At 65.6% G+C, this 20,269-nt stretch carries 15 protein-coding genes and 3 pseudogenes; 7 read left to right on the top strand and 11 right to left on the bottom strand.

Annotation, left to right across the window (positions count from 1 at the left end; translation table 11 throughout):
• Nucleotides 1-118 precede the first annotated feature (118 nt).
• From FHT08_RS19955 to FHT08_RS05435, 3 genes and pseudogenes are all read right to left on the bottom strand, one after another.
• Nucleotides 119-214: pseudogene (locus FHT08_RS19955) on the bottom strand (transposase); the annotation flags it as partial.
• A 423-nt stretch (nt 215-637) separates the two neighbouring features.
• Nucleotides 638-1,033, bottom strand: a complete 396-nt coding sequence (locus tag FHT08_RS05440; RefSeq protein ID WP_322634238.1) for a hypothetical protein — start codon at nt 1,031-1,033, stop codon at nt 638-640.
• Nucleotides 1,034-1,211: 178 nt separating this feature from the next.
• A pseudogene (locus tag FHT08_RS05435) lies at nt 1,212-2,825 on the bottom strand (NAD(P)/FAD-dependent oxidoreductase).
• Between the two features lie 346 nt (nt 2,826-3,171).
• On the opposite strand from FHT08_RS05435, the gene FHT08_RS05430 reads away from it, so the two are divergent.
• Nucleotides 3,172-5,274, top strand: coding sequence for a M13-type metalloendopeptidase (locus FHT08_RS05430; protein ID WP_166774777.1), 2,103 nt, complete (start codon nt 3,172-3,174; stop codon nt 5,272-5,274).
• A gap of 370 nt (nt 5,275-5,644) precedes the next feature.
• On the top strand, nt 5,645-7,657 hold the full coding sequence (locus FHT08_RS05425) for a M13 family metallopeptidase (RefSeq protein ID WP_166774502.1): 2,013 nt from the start codon (nt 5,645-5,647) through the stop codon (nt 7,655-7,657).
• A gap of 215 nt (nt 7,658-7,872) precedes the next feature.
• Here FHT08_RS05425 and FHT08_RS05420 read toward each other — a convergent pair whose 3' ends face one another.
• From FHT08_RS05420 to FHT08_RS05395, 6 genes and pseudogenes are all read right to left on the bottom strand, one after another.
• Entirely contained in the window at nt 7,873-8,571 is a 699-nt protein-coding gene (locus FHT08_RS05420) for a rhomboid family intramembrane serine protease (protein ID WP_166774501.1), read from the bottom strand.
• A gap of 40 nt (nt 8,572-8,611) precedes the next feature.
• Nucleotides 8,612-9,019, bottom strand: a complete 408-nt coding sequence (locus FHT08_RS05415) for an MGMT family protein (RefSeq protein WP_166774500.1) — start codon at nt 9,017-9,019, stop codon at nt 8,612-8,614.
• 190 nt (nt 9,020-9,209) lie between these two features.
• The gene (gene gorA / locus FHT08_RS05410) at nt 9,210-10,580 is read right to left on the bottom strand and encodes a glutathione-disulfide reductase (protein ID WP_104535806.1); all 1,371 of its coding nucleotides are present in this window, start codon (nt 10,578-10,580) and stop codon (nt 9,210-9,212) included.
• Nucleotides 10,577-10,827 (bottom strand): annotated as a pseudogene (locus FHT08_RS05405) (amino acid dehydrogenase); the annotation flags it as partial. The gene gorA and the pseudogene FHT08_RS05405, both read right to left, overlap by 4 nt.
• A gap of 121 nt (nt 10,828-10,948) precedes the next feature.
• Nucleotides 10,949-12,193, bottom strand: a complete 1,245-nt coding sequence (locus tag FHT08_RS05400; protein WP_166774499.1) for a DUF418 domain-containing protein — start codon at nt 12,191-12,193, stop codon at nt 10,949-10,951.
• A 207-nt stretch (nt 12,194-12,400) separates the two neighbouring features.
• A complete protein-coding gene (locus FHT08_RS05395) occupies nt 12,401-12,880 on the bottom strand; it encodes a peptidylprolyl isomerase (RefSeq protein WP_104535809.1) in 480 nt (159 codons plus the stop codon).
• Nucleotides 12,881-12,988: 108 nt separating this feature from the next.
• On the opposite strand from FHT08_RS05395, the gene FHT08_RS05390 reads away from it, so the two are divergent.
• Both FHT08_RS05390 and FHT08_RS05385 read left to right on the top strand, forming a co-directional pair.
• Nucleotides 12,989-13,534 (top strand): C40 family peptidase, encoded by a 546-nt coding sequence (locus FHT08_RS05390; protein WP_166774498.1) that lies wholly within the window; start codon nt 12,989-12,991, stop codon nt 13,532-13,534.
• Nucleotides 13,535-13,706: 172 nt separating this feature from the next.
• Nucleotides 13,707-14,393 carry a C40 family peptidase gene (locus FHT08_RS05385; protein WP_308686135.1) on the top strand — a complete coding sequence of 229 codons (687 nt, stop codon included), beginning with the start codon at nt 13,707-13,709 and terminating at the stop codon, nt 14,391-14,393.
• Between the two features lie 146 nt (nt 14,394-14,539).
• Here FHT08_RS05385 and FHT08_RS05380 read toward each other — a convergent pair whose 3' ends face one another.
• Together FHT08_RS05380 and FHT08_RS05375 are read right to left on the bottom strand one after the other, a co-directional pair.
• Nucleotides 14,540-15,031, bottom strand: a complete 492-nt coding sequence (locus FHT08_RS05380) for an acyl-CoA thioesterase (RefSeq protein ID WP_104535811.1) — start codon at nt 15,029-15,031, stop codon at nt 14,540-14,542.
• Between the two features lie 362 nt (nt 15,032-15,393).
• Entirely contained in the window at nt 15,394-16,734 is a 1,341-nt protein-coding gene (locus FHT08_RS05375) for a dicarboxylate/amino acid:cation symporter (RefSeq protein WP_104535812.1), read from the bottom strand.
• 142 nt (nt 16,735-16,876) lie between these two features.
• On the opposite strand from FHT08_RS05375, the gene FHT08_RS05370 reads away from it, so the two are divergent.
• The 3 genes from FHT08_RS05370 (at nt 16,877) to FHT08_RS05360 (ending at nt 20,268) form a co-directional block, all read left to right on the top strand.
• Nucleotides 16,877-18,583 carry an alkaline phosphatase gene (locus tag FHT08_RS05370; RefSeq protein WP_166774497.1) on the top strand — a complete coding sequence of 569 codons (1,707 nt, stop codon included), beginning with the start codon at nt 16,877-16,879 and terminating at the stop codon, nt 18,581-18,583.
• A 94-nt stretch (nt 18,584-18,677) separates the two neighbouring features.
• Nucleotides 18,678-19,973: a tRNA lysidine(34) synthetase TilS gene (tilS, locus tag FHT08_RS05365; RefSeq protein ID WP_166774776.1), complete on the top strand. Its 1,296-nt coding sequence runs from the start codon at nt 18,678-18,680 to the stop codon at nt 19,971-19,973.
• Between the two features lie 31 nt (nt 19,974-20,004).
• Nucleotides 20,005-20,268 carry an exodeoxyribonuclease VII small subunit gene (locus FHT08_RS05360; RefSeq protein ID WP_016903977.1) on the top strand — a complete coding sequence of 88 codons (264 nt, stop codon included), beginning with the start codon at nt 20,005-20,007 and terminating at the stop codon, nt 20,266-20,268.
• Nucleotide 20,269 lies beyond the last annotated feature (1 nt).

The following is a 20,269-nucleotide window of genomic DNA, read 5'->3' as shown; positions in this document are numbered from 1 at the left end:
CGGGCGTGCGCTGAAGAGTTGATTGAGGCTGACGGCGCCCTGAGCCCTTGGTGATCACCTCCGAGCAGCTCGCAACGCTGCAGCTTTGCCGTAACAATCGCGCTGTTGTTGTCACGCCCCCCAACTCTGGAGCCACTTGGGCGCAGCTGACGCCCAGCTGGCTCGCCGGCTCAACCGCACCACGCTTGAACTCTGTGCTGAACTTCCTTCGCCTAACCTAAACACTTCTCAGGCCTCGATCGGCCTTTTTTTGTAAGTGTCTGTGATAAAGGGAGTGACCCCGATCTCTGATCGCAAGAAACACGGAGATGTCGTCGCGACGATTCCGACAGGTTTGCCATTGCTCCAGAGACCGGTTATCCGGACCTCTTTTGAGGTTTTAAGAAACTGATCAGCGGCAGGACTAGACGCGGCGCGCGCTACCCGAACATGCCACCCCGAGGTTTCGAACCACTACAGGCATACCGGTCTGTAGCGAAGCAGACGGGTAGCAAGGACCTCGCAGTCCGCAGATCTTTTGGCAGCTAAACCTGCGAACGCAAGCAAAATCCTCCTTTGGAGGCACGACGATAATCGACGCAGGAGGCGCTGTACCGGTGTAAAAGAACCTATACCGCCAGCCCTGAAGTTGACTCATCTAACCCCTTACAGGCGTCCATCCAAAATCCCACAGAAGTTCAGGCTCAGTTGTCTGGCACGGAAAGCGTCCGATCAGATCACATGCCTCTTCTTCTGTGAACGGGGCACTGCTTGGTACCGAATAAGTTACCGATGTATCGTTTTGAATGTTGCAAGTTCCACCGCCCGGCGGACAAATGACTTCACTATTGCAGCCGCCCTTAATCGTCAAACGATATGGCGCAGAAGTATCTCCTCCATGCCATCGGGCATTATTGCAGAAGTACGCCTGCTGACCAACGGGCACGCCCTCGGCACTAAAATAGACGTAATTGATCGAGTTCTTACGGGCAGCCTGGACGTCTGCCACAGCACATGCGAGGACAATCAACAATGCAGCAGAAGTAATCTTCACCGGACATCTCCTTGTGAGTGAAATTCGCGCAGTTACCACGAGCGCACATCATTATTATCATTTTCTAAAATAGATTTTAGATATAGATCACGTTTTTACAATATAAAGCAGTAAAATTATTGAATTTTTCAGAGGAGTGTCGACTTCAAACCAGCTCCTCCCTGGCAGCGAATTCGATTCAATGCATCCCAGCAAAACCTCGATTACCTAAAATCACCCGCGCCGCATTATGCCCAGGCGCTCCGGTCACCCCGCCGCCGGGATGCGTCCCGGACCCGCACAGATAGAGCCCGGGCATCGCGCCGCGATAGGCGCCCTGCCCCAGCATCGGGCGTGCGCTGAAGAGTTGGTTGAGGCTGAGGGCGCCGTGAAAGATATCGCCCCCGATCAGTCCGAAGATGCGTTCCAGATCGAGCGGGCTGAGGATCTGCCGGCCCAGCACCGAGGAGGCGAATCCAGGCGCGTAGCGCTCGACCGTGGCGATCATCAGGTCGGCGACCTCTTCGCGGTGATCGTCCCAGTGCCGGCCATCCGGCAGTTGCGGTGCCACGTGCTGGCAGAACAGGCTAGCCACGTGTTGACCGGGCGGTGCCAGCGTGTCGTCCAGCGTGCTGGGAATCAGCAACTCGACCACCGGTTCGCGTGACCATCCCGAAGCGCGCGCGTCCTGCCAGGCACGGTCCATGTAATCCAGGCTCGGCGCCAGGATGATGCCGGCAGTCAAATGATCGCCCGTACCCGGCAACGCAGTGAAATCCGGTAGCCTCGAGAGCGCGACATTCATGCGGAACGTGCCCGATCCGCAGCGGTAATGCGCCATGCGTTCCCGTGTTGCCGCGCGGACAGCGTCCGGCTGCATCAAACGCTGATACAGCAGCTTCGGATTGACGTTGGCCACCACTGCACGCGCACGTAGCGTCTCTCCTTGGACGGTGATGACACCGACCGCACGACCCTGCTCCACCAGCACGCGCTCCATCGCGCAGCCGGTGCGAATAGTCACGCCAGAGTCGCGCGCACTGGCGGCCATCGCCTGGGTGATCGCGCCCATGCCGCCGATGGCGTGTTCCCAGGCGCCTTTGACGCCATTGCTTTGCCCGAACACGTGATGCAGCAACACGTAGGCGGTGCCCGGCGTGTAGGGGCTGGCGTAATTGCCGACGATGCCGTCGAAGTCGAATAGCGCCTTGATCGGAGCTTTCGAACCAGCGATCCAGCTACTCGGCGGCCGAAATCGTGAACAGGTCGAGCAGCTCCTGCCGCAACGCGAGCGGTAGTCCCTGCAGCTACAGCCCCAGCTTGCCCGCGGCCATAGCTGCGGCAACGCGCGCAGCCATCCACCATCGCTGACACCCGGCGGTGGCTGCAATGCCAGCGCACGCAAGACATCGGCCAGTTGCTCCAGGCGCGCTTCATAGGCAGGCAATGCAGCGGCATCGCGCGCGGAGAACTTGCCGACTTCCATAGCCGTGCGCCCCGCACCGGCCAGCAGGTACTCGCCAGTCGGCAATGGCAGAAAGTTGTTGATGCGGCGCGCCACCACGCGCAGGCCATGTCGCTCCAGGTCAAGATCGGCGATGACCTTGGGTTGCAGCAACGACACCGTGTACGCCGCCACCGAGTTGCGAAACCCCGGATGGAATTCTTCGGTGACCGCTGCGCCGCCGACGACGTCGCGCGCTTCCAGCACCGCTACCAGCTTGCCGGCTTTGGCCAGGTAGGCGGCGCAGACCAGGCCATTATGGCCAGCGCCGATGATCAGGGCATCCAACGGTTCGGAGGCGGTAGGCATGCGCTTGTATATAGCAGTGCTTGCATAGCCGGACCATTGGGCTTTCGCGGCCATCAAGATGGCTGTCCGGCCACCGAAATCGACGGTCAGGCCGGGAGAGCAAGAACGGGATCCGAAGCCACAGCGCGCAGGACTCGCAAACATCGGATTGCCACTGCGCTTGGCGCCCTGCGCAGGACTGCCACGCACCCGGACACCGTGGGCCGTCCCACCTACACACGCCGCACCCATGACCTTCGACACCATGCCATCCGGCTGGCGAGGCGTAGAGTGCCGGCCACAGCCCCGGCGACGGGGCTTCCCACATCTGCTCCCGGAGCCCTTTGTGATTCGTACACCTCATTTGTTGACCCTGTCCCTGGCCGTGGCCGCCGCGCTGAGCGGCTGCAAGAAATCCGAAGACGCCGCGCCGGCCGCGCCCGCGGCCGATACCGCCGCAACCACTGCGGCGGCTCCCAAGGCGCTGACCCTGGACCAGAGCAAGCTGCCGGCTGTGAACCAGTTCACCGCCGCCGACCTGGATACCAACGGCAACGCCTGCACGGATTTGAATGCGTACGCCAACGCCAAGTTCCTGGCCGCCAACCCGGTGCCGAGCGATCGCACCAGCTGGGGCGCGTTCGAGATGCTCGACGAGCGTTCCAATGCGATCCAGCAGCAACTGGTCGAACAGGCGGCGGCCGACACCGGCGCCACCGGCGTGGAAAAGATCGTCGGCGACCTCTGGTCCACCGGCATGGACGAGGCCAAGATCAACGCCCAGGGCATCGAGCCGCTGAAGCCGGAACTGGCCGCGATCGACGCCATCAGCGACCAGACCAAGCTGGTCGACTATCTGCGCAGCAGCGCGGCCAAAGGCAACAACGAGCTCTTCAGCTTCGGCGCCGAGGCGGACTTCAAGAAGTCCAGCCAGAACATCGCCTATGCCATGCAGGGCGGTCTGGGCCTGCCGGATCCGGAGTACTACACCAGCGCCGCCAACAAGGCCAAGCTGGAGGCCTACCAGGCGCACGTGGCCAAGGTGCTGGAACTGTCGGGCGTGACCGCGGCCGATGCCGCCGCGCAGGCCAAGCAGGTGGTCACGTTCGAAACCCGTCTGGCCAAGGTCTCCAAGACCAGCACCCAGATGTCACGCGATGCCTCGCTGGCCTACAACCCGATCTCGCCGGCCGATGCCGACAAGCTGACGCCCAACTGGTCGTGGACCGAGTTCTTCAAGTCGCAGGGCGTGACCACGCCGGAGATGTTCTCGCTGGCGATCCCGGCCTTCCACCAGGAAGTGAGCAAGATGATCGCCGACACCGATCCGGCGAACTGGCGCGCCTACCTGCGGTTCCATACCGTCGATGGCGCCTCGCCGTTCCTCAGCCAGCCGTTCGTCGATGAGAACTTCGCGTTCTACAACCAGACCCTGCGCGGGCAGAAGCAGATCAAGCCGCGCTGGAAGCGTGTGCTGGCGACCATCAATGGCCAGACCGGCGAAGCGCTGGGCCAGATGTACGTCAAGGTCGCCTTCCCGGCCGATTCCAAGGCCAAGATGGAAACCCTGGTGACCAATCTGCGCACCGCGCTGAAGGCCCGCATCGAAAAGCTGGACTGGATGAGCCCGGAGACCAAGACCAAGGCGATCGCCAAGTGGGAAAGCTTCACGCCCAAGATCGGCTACCCGGAAAAGTGGCGCGAGTGGAACGGCTTGAGCACCAGCCGCGACAGCTACCTGGGCAACGTGATGGCCGCGTCCGAGTACAACTACAAGTGGAACCTGTCCAAGATCGGCAAGCCGGTGGACAAGACCGAATGGGGCATGAGTCCGCAGACCGTCAACGCCTACTACAACCCGCTGCAAAACGAGATCGTGTTCCCGGCCGCCATCCTGCAGCCGCCGTTCTTCGACCCGAATGCGCCGGAGGAAATGAACTACGGCGGCATCGGTGCGGTGATCGGGCATGAGATGACCCACGGCTACGACGACCAGGGCAGCCGCTTCGGCGCCGATGGCAACTTCATCGCCGATCCGGGTTGGTGGACGCAGAAGGATCTGGACGCGTTCAAGGCGCGCACCGGCAAGCTGGTCGCGCAGTTCGATGGCTATCGCACCCCGGCCGGCGACAAGGTCAAGGGCGACCTCACGCTGGGCGAGAACATCGCCGACCTGGGCGGCCTCAACACCGCCTATGACGCGATGAAGACCGCCACCGCCGGCAAGGACGACCCCAAGACCGACGGCATCACCCGTGACCAGCGCTTCTTCCTCAACTGGGCCACGGTGTGGCGCCGCAACTTCACTCCGGAAGAACTGGTGGTGCGCCTGAAGACCGACCCGCATGCACCGGCCAACTTCCGCGCCAGCGGTGCGCCGTCGAACATGCCGGCGTTTGCCGCGGCGTTCTCGTGCAAGGCTGGCGATGCGATGGTGCGTCAGGGCGATCAGCAGGTCGTGATCTGGTAACCGCGTAATCGCGGTCCATCATGCGGGCGGCGATCGAAAGATCGTCGCCCGTTTTTTTGTTTTCGATTTTTGCTGCGTGGCAGGTGAATTACGCTGGCCGGCGACAGTCGCTTCTTGCAGCCAATCGCTTCAAGCATTCAAACGTTGCCATCGCGGCACACCGCACGCGCCTTGGCCTGCATCCACACTGCGCAGGTCACCGGCTGCAAGCGCTTCCAGCTCAATGGCACCACACGCTGGCGCGCACGCGCGGGCCTGATGCGTTCATGCAAGCGGCCGGCACCGGGAACCAACGGCGGCTCGCGCCCGCCTGCACGAGGCGCAGCCTTGCTAAACTCCGCCGACTTCAATCTGGCCACCTTTCTTCTCGATGCCCACCATTCGTCCGCTTGCCCTCGCTCTTGGCTTCAGCCTGATCACGCTGCTGTCCGCCCCCGACGCCGACGCCGCTCGCAAGAAGAAGGCCGCCCCCAAGGCCCCGGCCGTATCGGCGGCCTGCACCGACTTCTACGATTACGCCAATGCCGGCTGGCTCAAGGCCAACCCGGTGCCGCAGGCCGGTGCCGTCACCGCGCTGGGCCAGCTGTCCGAGCGCGCGCTGCAGCAGCAACGCGAGTTGCTGGATGCATCGATGAAAGCGCCGCAGGGCAATGTGCAGAAACTGCTTGGCGACTTCTGGGCCAGCGGCCTGGACGAAGCGTCGGTCGAAAAGGATGGCTCCAACCCCATCGCCCCCTTGCTGTCGCGCATCGACGCGATCAAGAAGGCCAAGGATGTGCCCGCTTCCATCGCAGCATTGCATCAGGTCGGCATTCCGGTCGGTTTCAATTTCGGCCCGGATGTGGACCTGAAGGCGCTCGATCGCCATATCGGCTATTTCATGCAGGGCGGCATGGGCCTGCCGGACCCGGCGTTCTACACCCGCACCGACGCCGACACCCAGGCGCTGATGGGCCGCTACCGCGCCTACGTCAAGCAGATCCTGGCGCTGACCGGCACCCCGGCCGACAAGCTCGACGCCGATGCCGCCTCGGTGCTGCAGATCGAGACCGTGCTGGCGCGCAGCGCGCAGTCGGTGCAGGGCATCAACAACCCGTTCAACAACTACGCACCCATCGCCATCAAGGACCTGACAAAGCAGTACAAGAATCTGCGTTTGGCCGACTTCCTGGAAGCGCAGGGCGTCAAGGACGACCTGGTGTCGATGGCAGACCCGGCCATGTTCAAGCAGCTCGACAGCATGATCGTCAGCATCAAGCCGGAACAGTGGAAGGCCTATCTGCGTTGGCGCGTGGGCGATGCGATGGCGCCGTACCTGTCCAAGAGCTTCCACGATGCCGAATACCAGTTCCGCGGCCGTCTGCTGCGTGGCGATGCCCTGCCGCCGCAGCGCTGGCAGCAGGTGCTGGACGCGATCAATATCGCTGCCGGCCCGATGCTCGGCCGCGAATACGTGGCGCGCTACCTGAGCAGTGACACGCGCCGCCAGGCCGAGGCCATCGCCGACCAGGTACGCGACGCGCAGCTGGCCGCGCTGGAGCGTACCGGCTGGGGCAACGGTGAAGTGATCGCCGAAGCCAAGGCCAAGCTGTCGGCGATGAAGATCGAGGTCGGCGCGCCGCGTCGCGATCTGGATTACACCGTGCAGCCGATGGGCCGCGGCAGCTTCGGTGGCAACATGCTGATCGCTTCGACCTGGCGTCACCGCGAGGAGATGAAGCGCATTGGCAAGGGCAACGCTGACCGCCGCTGGGACGTGCTGCCGCAGCAGCCGGCAGTGGCCTACGACATCGCACAGAACCGCCTGATCATCACCGCTGCCGTGCTGCAGCCGCCGGTGCTCACTGCGGGCAGCACGCCGGCCGCGCAGTACGGCGCTTACGGCGCGCTGGTTGCCCACGAAATCACCCGTGCCATCGACGCCAAGGGCTCGCTGGTGGATGCCAAGGGCGAGTTGCGCAGCTGGTGGACGCCGGCCGAGAAGACCAGCTGGACCCTGCTGACCGGCAAGGTGGCCAGCCAGTTTGGTGCCTACGCCTACCCGGGCGTGCCCAACGTCAAGGTCAACGGTGCACAGACCGCCGAAGAAAACCTGGCCGACCTGGCCGGCGTCGAACTGGCCTGGCAGGCCTTCAGCAAGGCACAGCCTGCGGCCACCGAGGCCGACAAGCAGGCGTTCTTCACTGCCTGGGCCGCCTTGTGGGCCCAGCAGCTGTCGCCGAACGAAGCGGTGCAGCGCGCCAGCGCCGACATCCGGGCGCCGGGCCAGTGGCGCACCAACGGCCCGCTGTCCAACCTGCCGGAATTCGGTGCGGCGTTCAGCTGCAAGGCCGGCCAGCCGATGCAGCGCATGGATGCCGAGCAGTTGAAGATCTGGCGCTGATTCAAGCGCCAGGAAGTCACTGGCAATCGACATGCAGTGGCTGGAAATGAAAAAAGAGCGCGGACTCCGCGCTCTTTTTTGTGCCTGGCATTTCGTCCATGACAGCGCACGCTTGGCAGGATCGGCACCGGCCGCGATGAAGACTTGCCGGTAACGCCCATCGCGGCCAGGGCCGCTCCTACGGATCAGCGTGGATCTGCCACGCCGCGACTATCTCAACGCACCACGCGCAGCGGCGGCTTGCGCCCCTTGCCACCGCCCTTCTTGCCGCCACTGCCGCCAAACGGCGACTGCCCGCGCCAGTAACGGATCATCAGCCAGCCGAACAGCATGCCGCCCAGATGCGCGAAGTGGGCCACGCCCGGCTGCCAGCCGGTTGCACCCAGGAACAGTTCGATCGCACCGAACACGATCACGAAGGTACGCGCCTTCATCGGGATCGGCGGAAACAGCAGCATCACCCGCTGATTGGGGAACAGCATGCCGTAGGCCAGCAACAGGCCGAACACCCCACCCGACGCCCCCACCACCGGCGCCCCGCTCTGGGTGAACCAGGCCAGCAGCAGCTGGCACACGCCGGCGCCGGCCACGCACACCAGGTAATAGGTCAGAAAGCGCTTCTGGCCCCAGGTCTGTTCCAGCGCCGCGCCGAACATGAAAAGCGCCAGCATGTTGAAGAACAGATGATTGAAGCCGCCATGCAGGAACGCGTAGGTCAGCAGCTGCCACGGCATGAAGCTGGCACCGGGCGAGAAGGCATCGAAGCCGTTGGAAATCGGCCACAACATCAGCGACGACAGCGCCGCATCGGAGGGCAGCACGCCAGCGCCCAGATCGCCCAACGCCCACTGCAGCAGGAACAAGCCAATATTGGCGATCAACAACGCTTTGGTGACGGGCGGCAGTTGGGGCATGACGGCATCCTTCGGAATGCCAACCATCATAACGGCAGGCTTATGAAGGTCCCCACACGGCCGCGTCCAGACGCTGTGCGGCACTGGCACGACGCACCCGGCCCTGCTCGACCGCCACGCCTTCGGCGCGCAGTCGCCGACATTGCTCACGGTAGCCGGACGAGCCTTCCGGCAACGCGATCCGGCCGTCGCTGCGCAGCACCCGGTGCCAGGGCAGCTGCGGATCGTCATTGCCGCTGAGCACGCGGGCCACCAGCCGCGCCCGCCCTGGCAGGCCGGCGCGCAGCGCGACGTCGCCATAACCGGCAACCTGCCCGGAAGGGATTGCGCGAATCGCGGCGAGAATGCGCAGTCGTGCCTGTTCGCCGCAGAGCGCCTCAGCGCTGGAGGCGGCATGCGCAGGCAGGTCGGCAGATCGACGCGTCGTCGGGTTGCGGGGCTTGGACATCACGCAAGGATGCCAGTTACTGGATCAAAAACCCCTCTTCGCTCGGGCGAAAGGGGCACTGCCTGCGCGCCGTCGACGCGTTCGCCCCGAAGCACCCGCGCTGACTGCAGGTTGTCGAACTCCCGACCGATGTCGGTCCCTGCATCAAGCCAGGGACTGATGCCTCGCCCGCCCGGCCACAACTGGCACCTCAATGCATCAACACGATCTCTTCCGAGGAGGTCGGATGGATCGCCACGGTCTCGTCGAAGTCGCGCTTGGTCGCGCCCATCTTCACTGCCACCGCAAAGCCCTGCAGCATTTCGTCGGCGCTCTCGCCCAGCAGATGCACGCCGACCACGCGCTCCTCTTCGCCCACGCACACCAGCTTGAACAGGCTGCGCTGCGGCGCGTCGGCCAGCGCGTGCAACATCGGGCGGAAGTTGCTGCGATAGATGCGTACCGCGCTGCCATGCCGCGCGCGCGCCTGCTCCTCGGTCAGGCCGACCTGCCCGAGCGGCGGATGCGAGAACACCACGCTCGGCACGCCCTCGTAGTCCACGCGCGCATCCGGTTGCTTGCCGAACAGGCGATCCATCAGCTTGCGTCCTGCCGTGATCGCCACCGGCGTCAGTCCGACCTTGCCGCCGACATCGCCGATGGCATGGATGTTGGGCACGCTGGTGGTCTGGCCATCGTCCACCACCACCTCGCCTTTTTCGCCCAGGCGCACCCCGGCCTCTTCCAGACCCAGCCCCGCCGTATTGGCGCGTCGGCCGGTGGCGAAAAACACCTTGTCGAACACGTCGTTGCCCTGCTCGCTGGTGTGTGCGGGATGGCCATGCACATGCAACTTGGCGTCCGCATCGCGTTCCAGAGCGGTGGTCGAGAAACCGAAATGCAGGCGCACGCCCAGATGCCGCAGGTTGTCGGCCAGTTGCAGGGTCAGCTCGGCGTCGAAGCGCTCCAGCAGCCGCTCGCCCTGGACGAACAAATGCACGCGACTGCCCAGCGCCTGCAGCAAGCCGGCGATTTCCACCGCGATATAGCCGCCGCCGACGATGGCCACCTGCTCGGGCGCATGACAGAGATTGAAGAAATCGTCGGACACTTCACCGTGTTCGGCACCCTGCACGTCGGGGCGCAACGGGTGCGCACCGGTTGCGATCACGATGTGCTCGGCGGTGACCGGCACGCCATCGCCGCCCATGATGGTATGGCGATCCTGCAGCACACCGCGCTGCGGGATCATCACCACGCCATCTTCGTTGAGGCGACGCCGATAACTTGCGTGGATGTTGCCGATGTAGCCCTGCCGGTGCGTGACCAGTTCCTGCCATGCCAATGTCGGTCGCGGCACATCGAAACCCAGCGCCCCGGCAAGCGCGATCTTGCCGGCCAGATCGGCCGCCAGCCACATCGCCTTCTTGGGTACACAGCCGAGATTGACGCAGGTGCCGCCCAACGCATTCGGTTCCATCATCGCCACGCGTGCGCCGTGCTTGGCCGCGCGAAAGGCCGCTGCCAATCCACCGGAGCCGCCTCCCAGTATCACCACGTCGTAGTCGTAACGGACACTCATGCGAATTGCTCCGCCCGGTAAGGATGCAGGTCCAGCGCAGGTGCGCGGCCCGTGATCAGGTCGGCCATCAGTTGTTCGCTTGTGGTGCTCATGCTGATGGCGAGCATGCCATGTCCGGCTGCGAGCCAGACGTGAGGACGGCCCTGCCCGCGGCCAGCACCGGCACCTTGTCCCAGTTCGTCGGCCGCCATCCATCCCAGCGCTCGATCACGGCAGGAGCAGCCGGCGCATGCAGATGGTCGGCCGCGCGCTCCAGTGTGAGCGAACAGCCCTTGCCGGCTTGCACCGGCAAACACCCCCCGGCGGCGGCGCCTGTAGTGGCGACCACGGACCGGTGCGATGACCGCCACCGGGCACTCGTGCGCGCACTACCCCACTTGCCCGCTGCTGCGACGCATCGGCGGCACGCGCAGATAGGTCACGCTGCGCCATAGCCATTCCATCGGCCCGAAGCGGAACAAGCGCAGCCACAACCGGCTCAGCACCACCTGCAGCGCAAACAGCGCCAGCGCGAACGGCAGCTGCCATACGCGCGGCAGTTGCTCGAAGTAGCCCAGCCCGTAACCATAGAAGATCCACGTGCACAGCAACGACTGCATCAGGTAGTTGGTCAGCGCCATGCGTCCGGCAGGCGCAAGCCATGCCAGGCGCGGTGCCAGGCGCACCACCCACGCCGCATAGCCCAGGCTCATCAGCGGGCCGGCAATCAGTGACAACGCGAATGCACCCGACAAACGCAGATCCAGGCGCGCCGGATCGATCCACGGCTCCAGCGCGTAACTCACCCCCATCACGCCCAGCCCGAGCGGCAGCACGCCGTAGCGCAGGGCCCGAAACAGGCGCGGGAAGCGCTCGGGCGCGGCGATCGCGCCACTGCGCACAAACCAGCTGCCCAGCAGGAACATGCCGAGCATTGCCGGGCCATTGATGCTCAGCCCGGTCATCGCCTGCTGCAGATCGTGCCAGCGCTGCAGCGTGGCCTGCACATAGCTGCCGCTGCCGAAGGCAGCGCGCTGCGCCTGCACGTTCGCCCCCGCCTGTTGTGCTGCATCGGCCACCGCAGCCTTCCATTCCACGGCAGACGCCGGATCGAGCTGCGTCAACGTGCCTGCGACGCCGTACAGCAGCATCAAGCCAGGCGCGCAACAGTAGACCAACGCGGCAAGCCACGGCAGCGCCACCGTCGGCACCGAGCGTGTAGCGAGCAGCAACAAGGCCAGCAACGCGTAGGTCACCAGAATATCGCCAGACCACAGCAGCAGCGCATGTGCCAGCCCGATCGCCAGCAGCCCGACGGTGCGACGCAGATAGATGCCGAAAAACCCGCGCCCGGCCTGCGCGGCGCGCTGCGCCATCACCGCAAACCCCATGCCGAACAGCAACGAGAACAGCGTGTAGAACTTGCCCTGCACCAACAGGTACACCAGCGCATCGGCGACCCGGTCGGCACCGTGCCAATGCGGCTCGACGCCGGTGATCGCCAGATCGAGCGGACCGACGAAGGCTTCGATGTTCATCAGCAGGATGCCCAGCAGCGCAAAACCGCGCAGCACATCCAGCACCGCGATGCGCTCGCTCATTGCAATGGGCAGCAAAGGATTGCGCGGGGTCATCTCGGCCCGGACAGCGCGGCGCGGCGATCGCGGCGCGCAACATGCAAACGGCCCGCCGGGATGGCGGGCCGCAGAAATGCATCCGGCGAACGCTGGTCAGACCGGCACGATCGGCACCTGCAACCCGGCATCACCGCGCGGTGCATGCCCATCTTGCAGATTACCTGCATCGGTCTGCACACCACACCGACAGCGCGACGGCTGCGCTCAGTGGTGATGGCCGCCTTCGCCATGTACATGTCCGTGGTCGCGCTCTTCCTGGGTGGCTTCACGCACCTCGATGATCTCCACATCGAAGTGCAGGTCCTTGCCGGCCATCGGGTGGTTGAGATCGACGTCGACCACGCTCATGCCGACCTTCTGCACCGTCACTGCGCGCGGGCCGAAGTTGGTCTGCAACACCACCTGGGTGCCCGGTACCAGCTTGGTGGCACCGAAGTGCTTCTTGGGCACGCGCTGGCTCAGGCCTTCGCGATATTCGCCGTACGCTTCAGTGGCCTTGACGTCCACACCGAAGCTGTCGCCGGCCTGCTTGTCCATCATGGCCGCTTCCAGGCCCGGAATGATGTTGCCGTGGCCGATCATGATCGCCAACGGGTCACGCTCCTTGGAGCTCTCGATCGGTTCCTGGCCGAGCTCGGAAACGGTGTAGTGGAAGCGGACGACGCTGTCTTTTTCGATCTTCATGCCTGGCTCTGAATAGGCTGCCCGGTGGCAGACGGTGGAGGACGGCTTGTCGGCCGCCGGGTGCGCCGCCATCATGGCGACCTTTCGACCGCCCATTATCCCGGCTCCATGCATATCACGCCAGTTTTCGCCGTCAGCGCCCGCCGCGCCGCGGCCAGTTCGTTGCTGGGACTGGTCGTGCTGCTGGGCGGTTGCGTACAGGCGCCGGTCCGTCGACCGGCAGCGGCCCCGCCACCGGCACCGCGCGTCTGGCCGCAGGTGCCGCCGTCCAACCCGGCCGCCGCCAACAACATCCTGATGCGAGCGCTGGGCCTGGTCGGCACGCCGTACCGCTTCGGCGGCAACACACCGGAGACCGGCTTCGACTGCAGCGGGCTGGTCACCTATGTCTACAAGGATGTGCTGGCGCTGGCGCTGCCGCGCACCTCGCGTGAACTGGCTGCGGTGCAGGGCCCGCGCATCTCGCCGGAGACGTTGACCACTGGCGATCTGGTGTTTTTCGGCTCCAGCGGCAACGTGACCCATGTCGGCATTTATGTCGGTGAGGGCCGCTTCGTGCATGCGCCCAACACCGGCGGTACCGTCCGGTTGGATTTCCTGGATGGCGCCTACTGGCGTGACCATTATTCAGGCTCAAAGCGGGTTTTGCCCTGATATGCGATACACGTCACGTTTCACAAAACGGAAATTTAACCTTTTTTGAACGTAACGATTCTTTCACCAGGGCATCATCCCGCATCGACAGCAGAATTGTGATTCCCGCGTGACGAACGACGAACAGATCAACACTGGCGCCGCACCGCTTCCGCCCCGGAAACCGCTCCGCCTGCTATGCGCCACTGCCCTTTGGCTCGCAGCCCTACCCGCCCTGGCCCAGACCGCCAACGGCACCCCATCCGCTCCGCAGACGACCACGCCAGACAGCGCCGTCGCCGCCGAGAAAGCCGCAACCCGCAGCCGCGCCGACGCCGCTGCCACCGCAACACTGGCCGCCCTGCTTCCGCACCTGGCCGCCAACGACGCCATTCCGCTGATGGACCGCTCGGCAATGTTCGCCGGTGACCTCAGCCGCCTGCTGGCCAATTACGACGTTTCCCAGAGCGCGGCCAACGCTGCCCAGAACGCCGTCGCCGACAGCCGTGTCCAGGTGATCCTGCAACGCGCCATGGCCCTGCTCGGCACCCCGTACGTCTGGGGCGGCGAGTCCACCGAAGGTTTCGACTGCAGCGGCCTGGTCGGCTATGTGTTCAAGACCGCCCTGGGCATCGACCTGCCGCGTGTGTCGCGCGACATCGCACGCGACGAGTCTGCAGAACTGATCAAGGACCCCAACGCGCTCAAGGCAGGCGACCTGGTGTTCTTCGGCAGGCGTGGCCGCATCGACCATGTGGGTCTGGTAGTCGGCGATGGCAAGTTCCTGCACGCTCCCAGCCGCGGCAAGGACGTGCGGGTGGATTCGCTGGCCAGCGGCTACTGGAGCGAGAAGTTCATCCAGGCGCGTCGGGTGCTTTGACCTGAGCATCTGACCCACTGCATGACAGAAAGGCCGCGGAGATTCCGCGGCCTTTTGCGTTGTGGGCAGTCTTTGCGCCGAAGCTCCCTGCCGCCACCGCGCACGCCTCTGGATCGCGTACGCATGCCGCGCGCGTTGCCCCACGGTCAGCGTGCAGCAGCGGCCTGGTAATGCGCCATGGTGTCCTCGATGCCCTTGCTCAGCTCCATCACCTTGAGCGCGTATTCGGCCAGGCGCTGGTCTTCCGGCGTGTCCGGCTGCCAGGAGGGCACTGCCACCGGGGTGATGCCGTCCGGGTCCATCGCCACGAACACGATGATGCAATGCGTGCATAACCGCGAGTCGCCGCCCATCGGGCTACGCGCCCGCACATCGATGGCAAAGTGCATGCTGGTGCGGCCGGTGTAGACCAGCTTGGCGGACACTGCGACCAGATCGCCGATCCGTACCGGCGCCACGAAGCGAATGCCGCCCACCGCCACGGTAACGCAGTAATGCCCGCTCCAGCCGCTTGCCGCGGCAAAGCCGACCTGATCGATCCACTTCATCACCACCCCGCCGTGCACCTTGCCGCCGAAGTTGACGTCGCTGGGCTCGGCCAGAAAACGAAACGTCAGATCACGCTGTTTGCCAATCACCGCCCGCCCTCGTCAATAGATGGGCGGGCAGTGTGCCATGCGGGTGGACTACCAGTGCGCACAACGGCAATGCCTTGGCGCATCGTCCATCAGCGCCGATGCGTCAAGCGGGGACCTGGCGCCTCCAGTGTTTCCCGCCTGCGTAGACACAACATGGGAAAGTGCGGTTGCCGCACTTCAGCATCCGCCGCAGGCGCGCTCCCGGCGTTGCTGGTCGACCAGTCGCTGCACCGCAAAGCGGTCTGCTCGAACGGGTCGTCGGCCAACGACCGCCGCACCAACATGCCCTCGACGCTGTGCAACTCAGACAGCTACTGCAGGCGATTGCACAGTGTTGGAAATCCAACGCGCATCGGTGGCGGTCAGCGCTGCGTCGGCGCGCGATCGGTCAACGGATCTTCCAGCCCCACATTGGTCGATGCCGACTCGTAGACCGCCTTGTCGAGCAGGCCGGTTTCCTTGGCCACCAGCACCGGCACCAGCATCTGCCCGGTCACGTTGGTCATGGTGCGCATCATGTCGAGGATGCGGTCGATCGCATACAGATAACCGATCACTTCCAGCGGCAGATTGGCCGCACTCAGCACCACGGTGGCCATGATCACCGCAGTGCCGGGCACGCCGGCCGTGCCGAAGCTGCCGAGCACCGAGGCGATCAGCACCACGAAGTACTGGTTGGCAGTCAGCGGCACGCCGGTGTATTGGGCGATGAACACCGCGCACAGGGCCGGGAAGATCGCACCGCAGCCATCCATCTTGATGCTGGCACCCAGCGGCACCGCAAACGCGGCGTAGTCCTTGCTGACGCCCAGGTTATGCGTGATCGAGCGCATCGCCACCGGCATCGCGGCAAAGCTCGATGAACTGACGAACGCCACCTGCATGCCCGGCGCCGCGCCGCGGAAGAACTTCCACGGATTCAATCCATGCAGCAACAACAGGCTGCTGTAGACCACCACGATATGGATCGTGCAGGCCACATACAGCGCCAGCACGAAGTTGCCGAACGGCAGCAGTTTCTCGAAACCATAGCTGCCGACCAGGCTGGCGATCAGCCCGAAGGTGCCGAGCGGGGTCATCTCCAGCACGAAGCGGGTGACCTGGATCATGATGTCGCTCAACTGCGCGGTGAGCTTGCGTGCTTCGGCCACGCGCTCGCCGAGCTTGACCATCGCAAAGCCCAGCAGCGCGGCGAAGAAGATCACCGGCAGGATCGAGCCGCGCCCGGCAGCCAGCACCGTTTCGCCGGCCGCATTGGTCTTGGTGCCGATACCGGTCAGTGCGTAGAACGGGTTGGAGGGCACCACGTCCAGCAGCACCTTGATCGGGCTGGGCACATCGCGCGGTTTCCAGGCCGAATCCACGCTCAGGCTGAAATGCCCGGCGCCGGGTTGCATCAAGGTGCCCACCGCCAGGCCTACGCCCACCGCCAGCGCGGCGGTGATGACGAACCACAGGAAGGTGCGCCCACCGAGCGCGGCGACGGATTTTTGCCCGTGCAGCGAGGAGATCGCATTGATCACCGCAAAGAACACCAGCGGGATCGCGATCATCTTGATCAGGGTGACGTACAGATCGCCGAGTGGGCCGAACCACACATCGGCCGCCGGGCCCATGGCCCAGCCGGCCAGCGCGCCGAGCACGAAGCCGGCCACCACGCGTTGCCAGAACGGAATGCGCAACCAGGCCGAGACCAATGTCATGCGTCGAATCATCCGGGGGGAGAGTGCATGCACCATAGCCCAGGCCCGCGCCGCCGGCGAGGTCACGACTGGAACAGCGGCGTGTCATCCGTGTGACACCAGGCATCCCGGCATAATGCGCACTGATTCAGTCACGAGTTCGATGCCGATGCGTTACCGCCTGCCTGCCCTCGCCGCCCTGACCACCCTGTGTATCGCCGCCTGCGCGTCCAGCGCCGGCACCGGCGCATCCGCGCCCGCCGCCGTGCGCGTGGAGGTGCCGCAGGTGACGCATCCCGCCGGCGAGACGCCGCAATGGTGGTACCGCTCTGGTGCAGCGCGCGCAGCCGGCAACGGCGCAATGGCCGGGCGCGCGCGCAACGTGATCCTGTTCCTGGGCGACGGCATGAGCCTGACCACGGTCGCGGCAGCGCGCATCCTGGATGGCCAGCGCAAGGGCGGGCCGGGCGAAGAGAACCTGCTGTCGTGGGAGCAGTTCCCCGCCACCGCTTTCAGCAAGACCTACAACACCGATTCGCAGACGCCGGATTCGGCCGGCACCATGACCGCGATCACCACCGGGGTGAAGTCGCATATGGGCGCGATCGGCGTCAGCAGCGGCAACCGCAGCGACTGCGCCGACAGCCTGGGCAAGGGCCTGCTGAGCTGGCTGCAGCTGGCCGACAGTGCCGGCATGGCCACCGGCATCGTCACCACCACCCGCCTGACCCACGCCACCCCGGCGGCGACCTATGCGCATTCGCCGGACCGCAACTGGGAAAACGATACCGACCTGCCCGAGTCCGCCCGCACTGCCGGCTGCCAGGACATCGCCCAGCAACTGCTGTCCAGCGCGCGCTTCGGGCGTGGCCCGCAGGTGGTGCTGGGCGGCGGACGCAGCCAGTTCCAGACCGTGCAGGAGCGCGATCCGGAATACGACGACAAGGTCGGCCTGCGCCTGGACGGCCGCGATCTGGTCGCCGAGTGGAAGCAGGCGCACCCGCAGGGCGCCTATGTCTGGAACGAACAACAGCTGAAAGCGGCCGCCGGCGCGCCCGCGCTGCTGGGCCTGTTCGAGCCGGATCACATGCAGTTCGATCACGACCGCAATCGCACTCCGCAAGGCGAGCCCAGCCTGACCGAGATGACCCGCACCGCGATCCAGTCGCTGTCGCGCGACCCGAACGGCTTCGTGCTGATGGTCGAAGGCGGCCGTATCGATCACGCCAACCACGCCGGCAATGCCTACCGTGCGCTCGACGAAACCGTGTCGCTGTCCAACGCGGTGCGCACTGCGGTGCAGACCGCGCCGCCGGACACGCTGATCATCGTCACCGCCGACCATTCGCATACGCTCAACTTCGTCGGCTACCCGGTGCGCGGCAACCCGATCCTGGGCAAGGTGCGCGGTACCGGCGGCGAGGAAGGCGACCGCAGCCAACTGGCCACCGACCTGGCCGGCCAGCCCTACACCACGCTGAGCTACGCCAACGGCCCCGGCTACACCGGCGCCAGCAACGCGCAGCCGGCCGGCCCCAAGAAGTACCCGCACGAGCCCAGCAGCAACGAGCCGGCCGCCGGGCGCCCGGACCTGACCCACGTCGACACCGAGGCGCCCAGCTACATGCAGGAATCGCTGGTGCCGACCAAGTCCGAAAGCCATGGCGGCGAAGACGTCGGCATCTGGGCCACCGGCCCGGGCAGCGCGGCCTTCCGCGGCACGCTGGAAGAGAACGTGATCTACCACGTCATCGTCCAGGCCACCCCGCGCCTGCGCGAGCGCCTGTGCAAGGCCGGCACCTGCGACAGCGCCGGCGTACCGGTGGAGTTGCCGCAGTCGGCAACGTTCGAGACTGCGGCCAAGCGCTGATGGGCCGGCTGCGCGGAGCGCAAGTGGCGGCGACGGCGAGTCATACCTCGCCGCCCGCGTCCGGATGCAGCGTCGCAGCAAGCTCGCTGCGGCGATGACCGGATTGCCGCAACCAGCACCGCCGCCCGTCCCGGTGCTGGTCGCCTACAGCGGCGGCGTGGATTCGAGCGTCTTGCTGCATCTGCTGGCAACGACGCCGCGTTACCGCGACACGGGGCTGCGTGCGGTGCATGTGCATCATGGCCTGCATGCCGATGCCGACGCCTGGGCCGCGCATTGCCAGCGCCAGTGCGATGCCCTGCGAGTTCCATTGCAGATCGCGCACGTGCAGGTCGCGCGCGACAGCGGCCTGGGGCTGGAAGCGGCGGCACGCCAGGCACGCCACGCCGCATTTGCCGCCGCGCTGGCGCCGGGGGAATGGCTGGCGCTGGCGCACCATCGCGACGATCAGGCCGAAACCTTCCTGCTGCGCGCACTGCGCGCTTCCGGCCCGGACGGCTTGGCCGCGATGCGCGCGCAGCGTCCTTTCGCCGCCGGCATGCTGTGGCGTCCCTTGCTGGCGCATGCGCGCGCCGAGGTGCAGGCGTATGCGCAGGCACATCGCCTGCAGTGGATCGAAGACCCCAGCAATGCCGACGCCCGCCACGACCGCAACTTCCTGCGTACCCGGCTGATGCCCGTACTGCAGCAGCGTTGGCCACAGGCCGCCGAGGCACTGGCGCGCAGCGCGCAGCTGAGCGCCGATGCCAGCGACCTGCTGCTGCAGGAGGACACCGCGCTCCTGCCCGGCCTGCTGACCTCCGCCGGCGCACTGGATCTGCAAGTGTTGCGTGCGCAGCCGGCAACACGTCGGCCGCGGCTGCTGCGCGCCTGGGTGGCTGCGGCGCAGGCGCCGCCGCTGCCTGCGCACGGCGTTGCCGCCTTGGAGCGGGAAATCGACGACGACGCGCCGGATCGGCAGGCCTGCTTTGCCTGGCAACAGGTGCAGGTGCGGCGCTGGCGCCAGTGCCTGTACCTGCTGCGTTCGCATACCGCGTGGCCGGCGTCATGGCAGACCAGCTGGGATGGCGCCACCCCGCTGCCGCTGCCGGACGGCGCATGCCTGCAGTTGCAAGGCGAACCCGGCCTGCGCTTCGCGCAACCGCTGATGGTGCGCGCACGCCAGGGTGGCGAACGCATCGTGTTGCCGCAGCGCGCGCGCACGCATCGGCTCAAGCACCTGCTGCAGGCGCTGGATCTACCGCCCTGGCAACGCGCGCGCCTGCCGGTGCTGTGGGCCGGCGACCAGGTACTGGCAGCCGGCGACCACATCGTCTCGGCGGCATTGAGCGACTGGCTGCGCGCACACGGCGCGTCCTTGCAGTGGCACGACCACGCCAATGCGAATTGACCCGCCTGCCTGCGCGCCGCACACTTTGACGATGGTCAAAAAATCCTTGAACGAAACCTCCCCGGTCGCCCGCTTCGAACAGTCGCTGGAAGAACTCGAGCAACTGGTGCAGAAGATGGAAGTCGGCGACCAGAGCCTGGAGCAATCGCTTACGGCCTACGAGCGCGGCATCGGTCTGTACCGCGACTGCCAGCAGGCACTGGAACAGGCCGAACTGCGCGTGCGCATGCTGACCGACCCCGCGCGCCCCGATCTGGCCGAAGACTTCCAGGCGCCGTCGCAGGACGGCGGCTGAG

This window comes from Xanthomonas sp. CFBP 8151, from assembly GCF_011761885.1.
GTDB lineage: Bacteria > Pseudomonadota > Gammaproteobacteria > Xanthomonadales > Xanthomonadaceae > Xanthomonas > Xanthomonas arboricola_B.
Note: the sequence above shows the minus strand (reverse complement) of the source record. Positions and strands in the feature narration are given on the sequence as shown.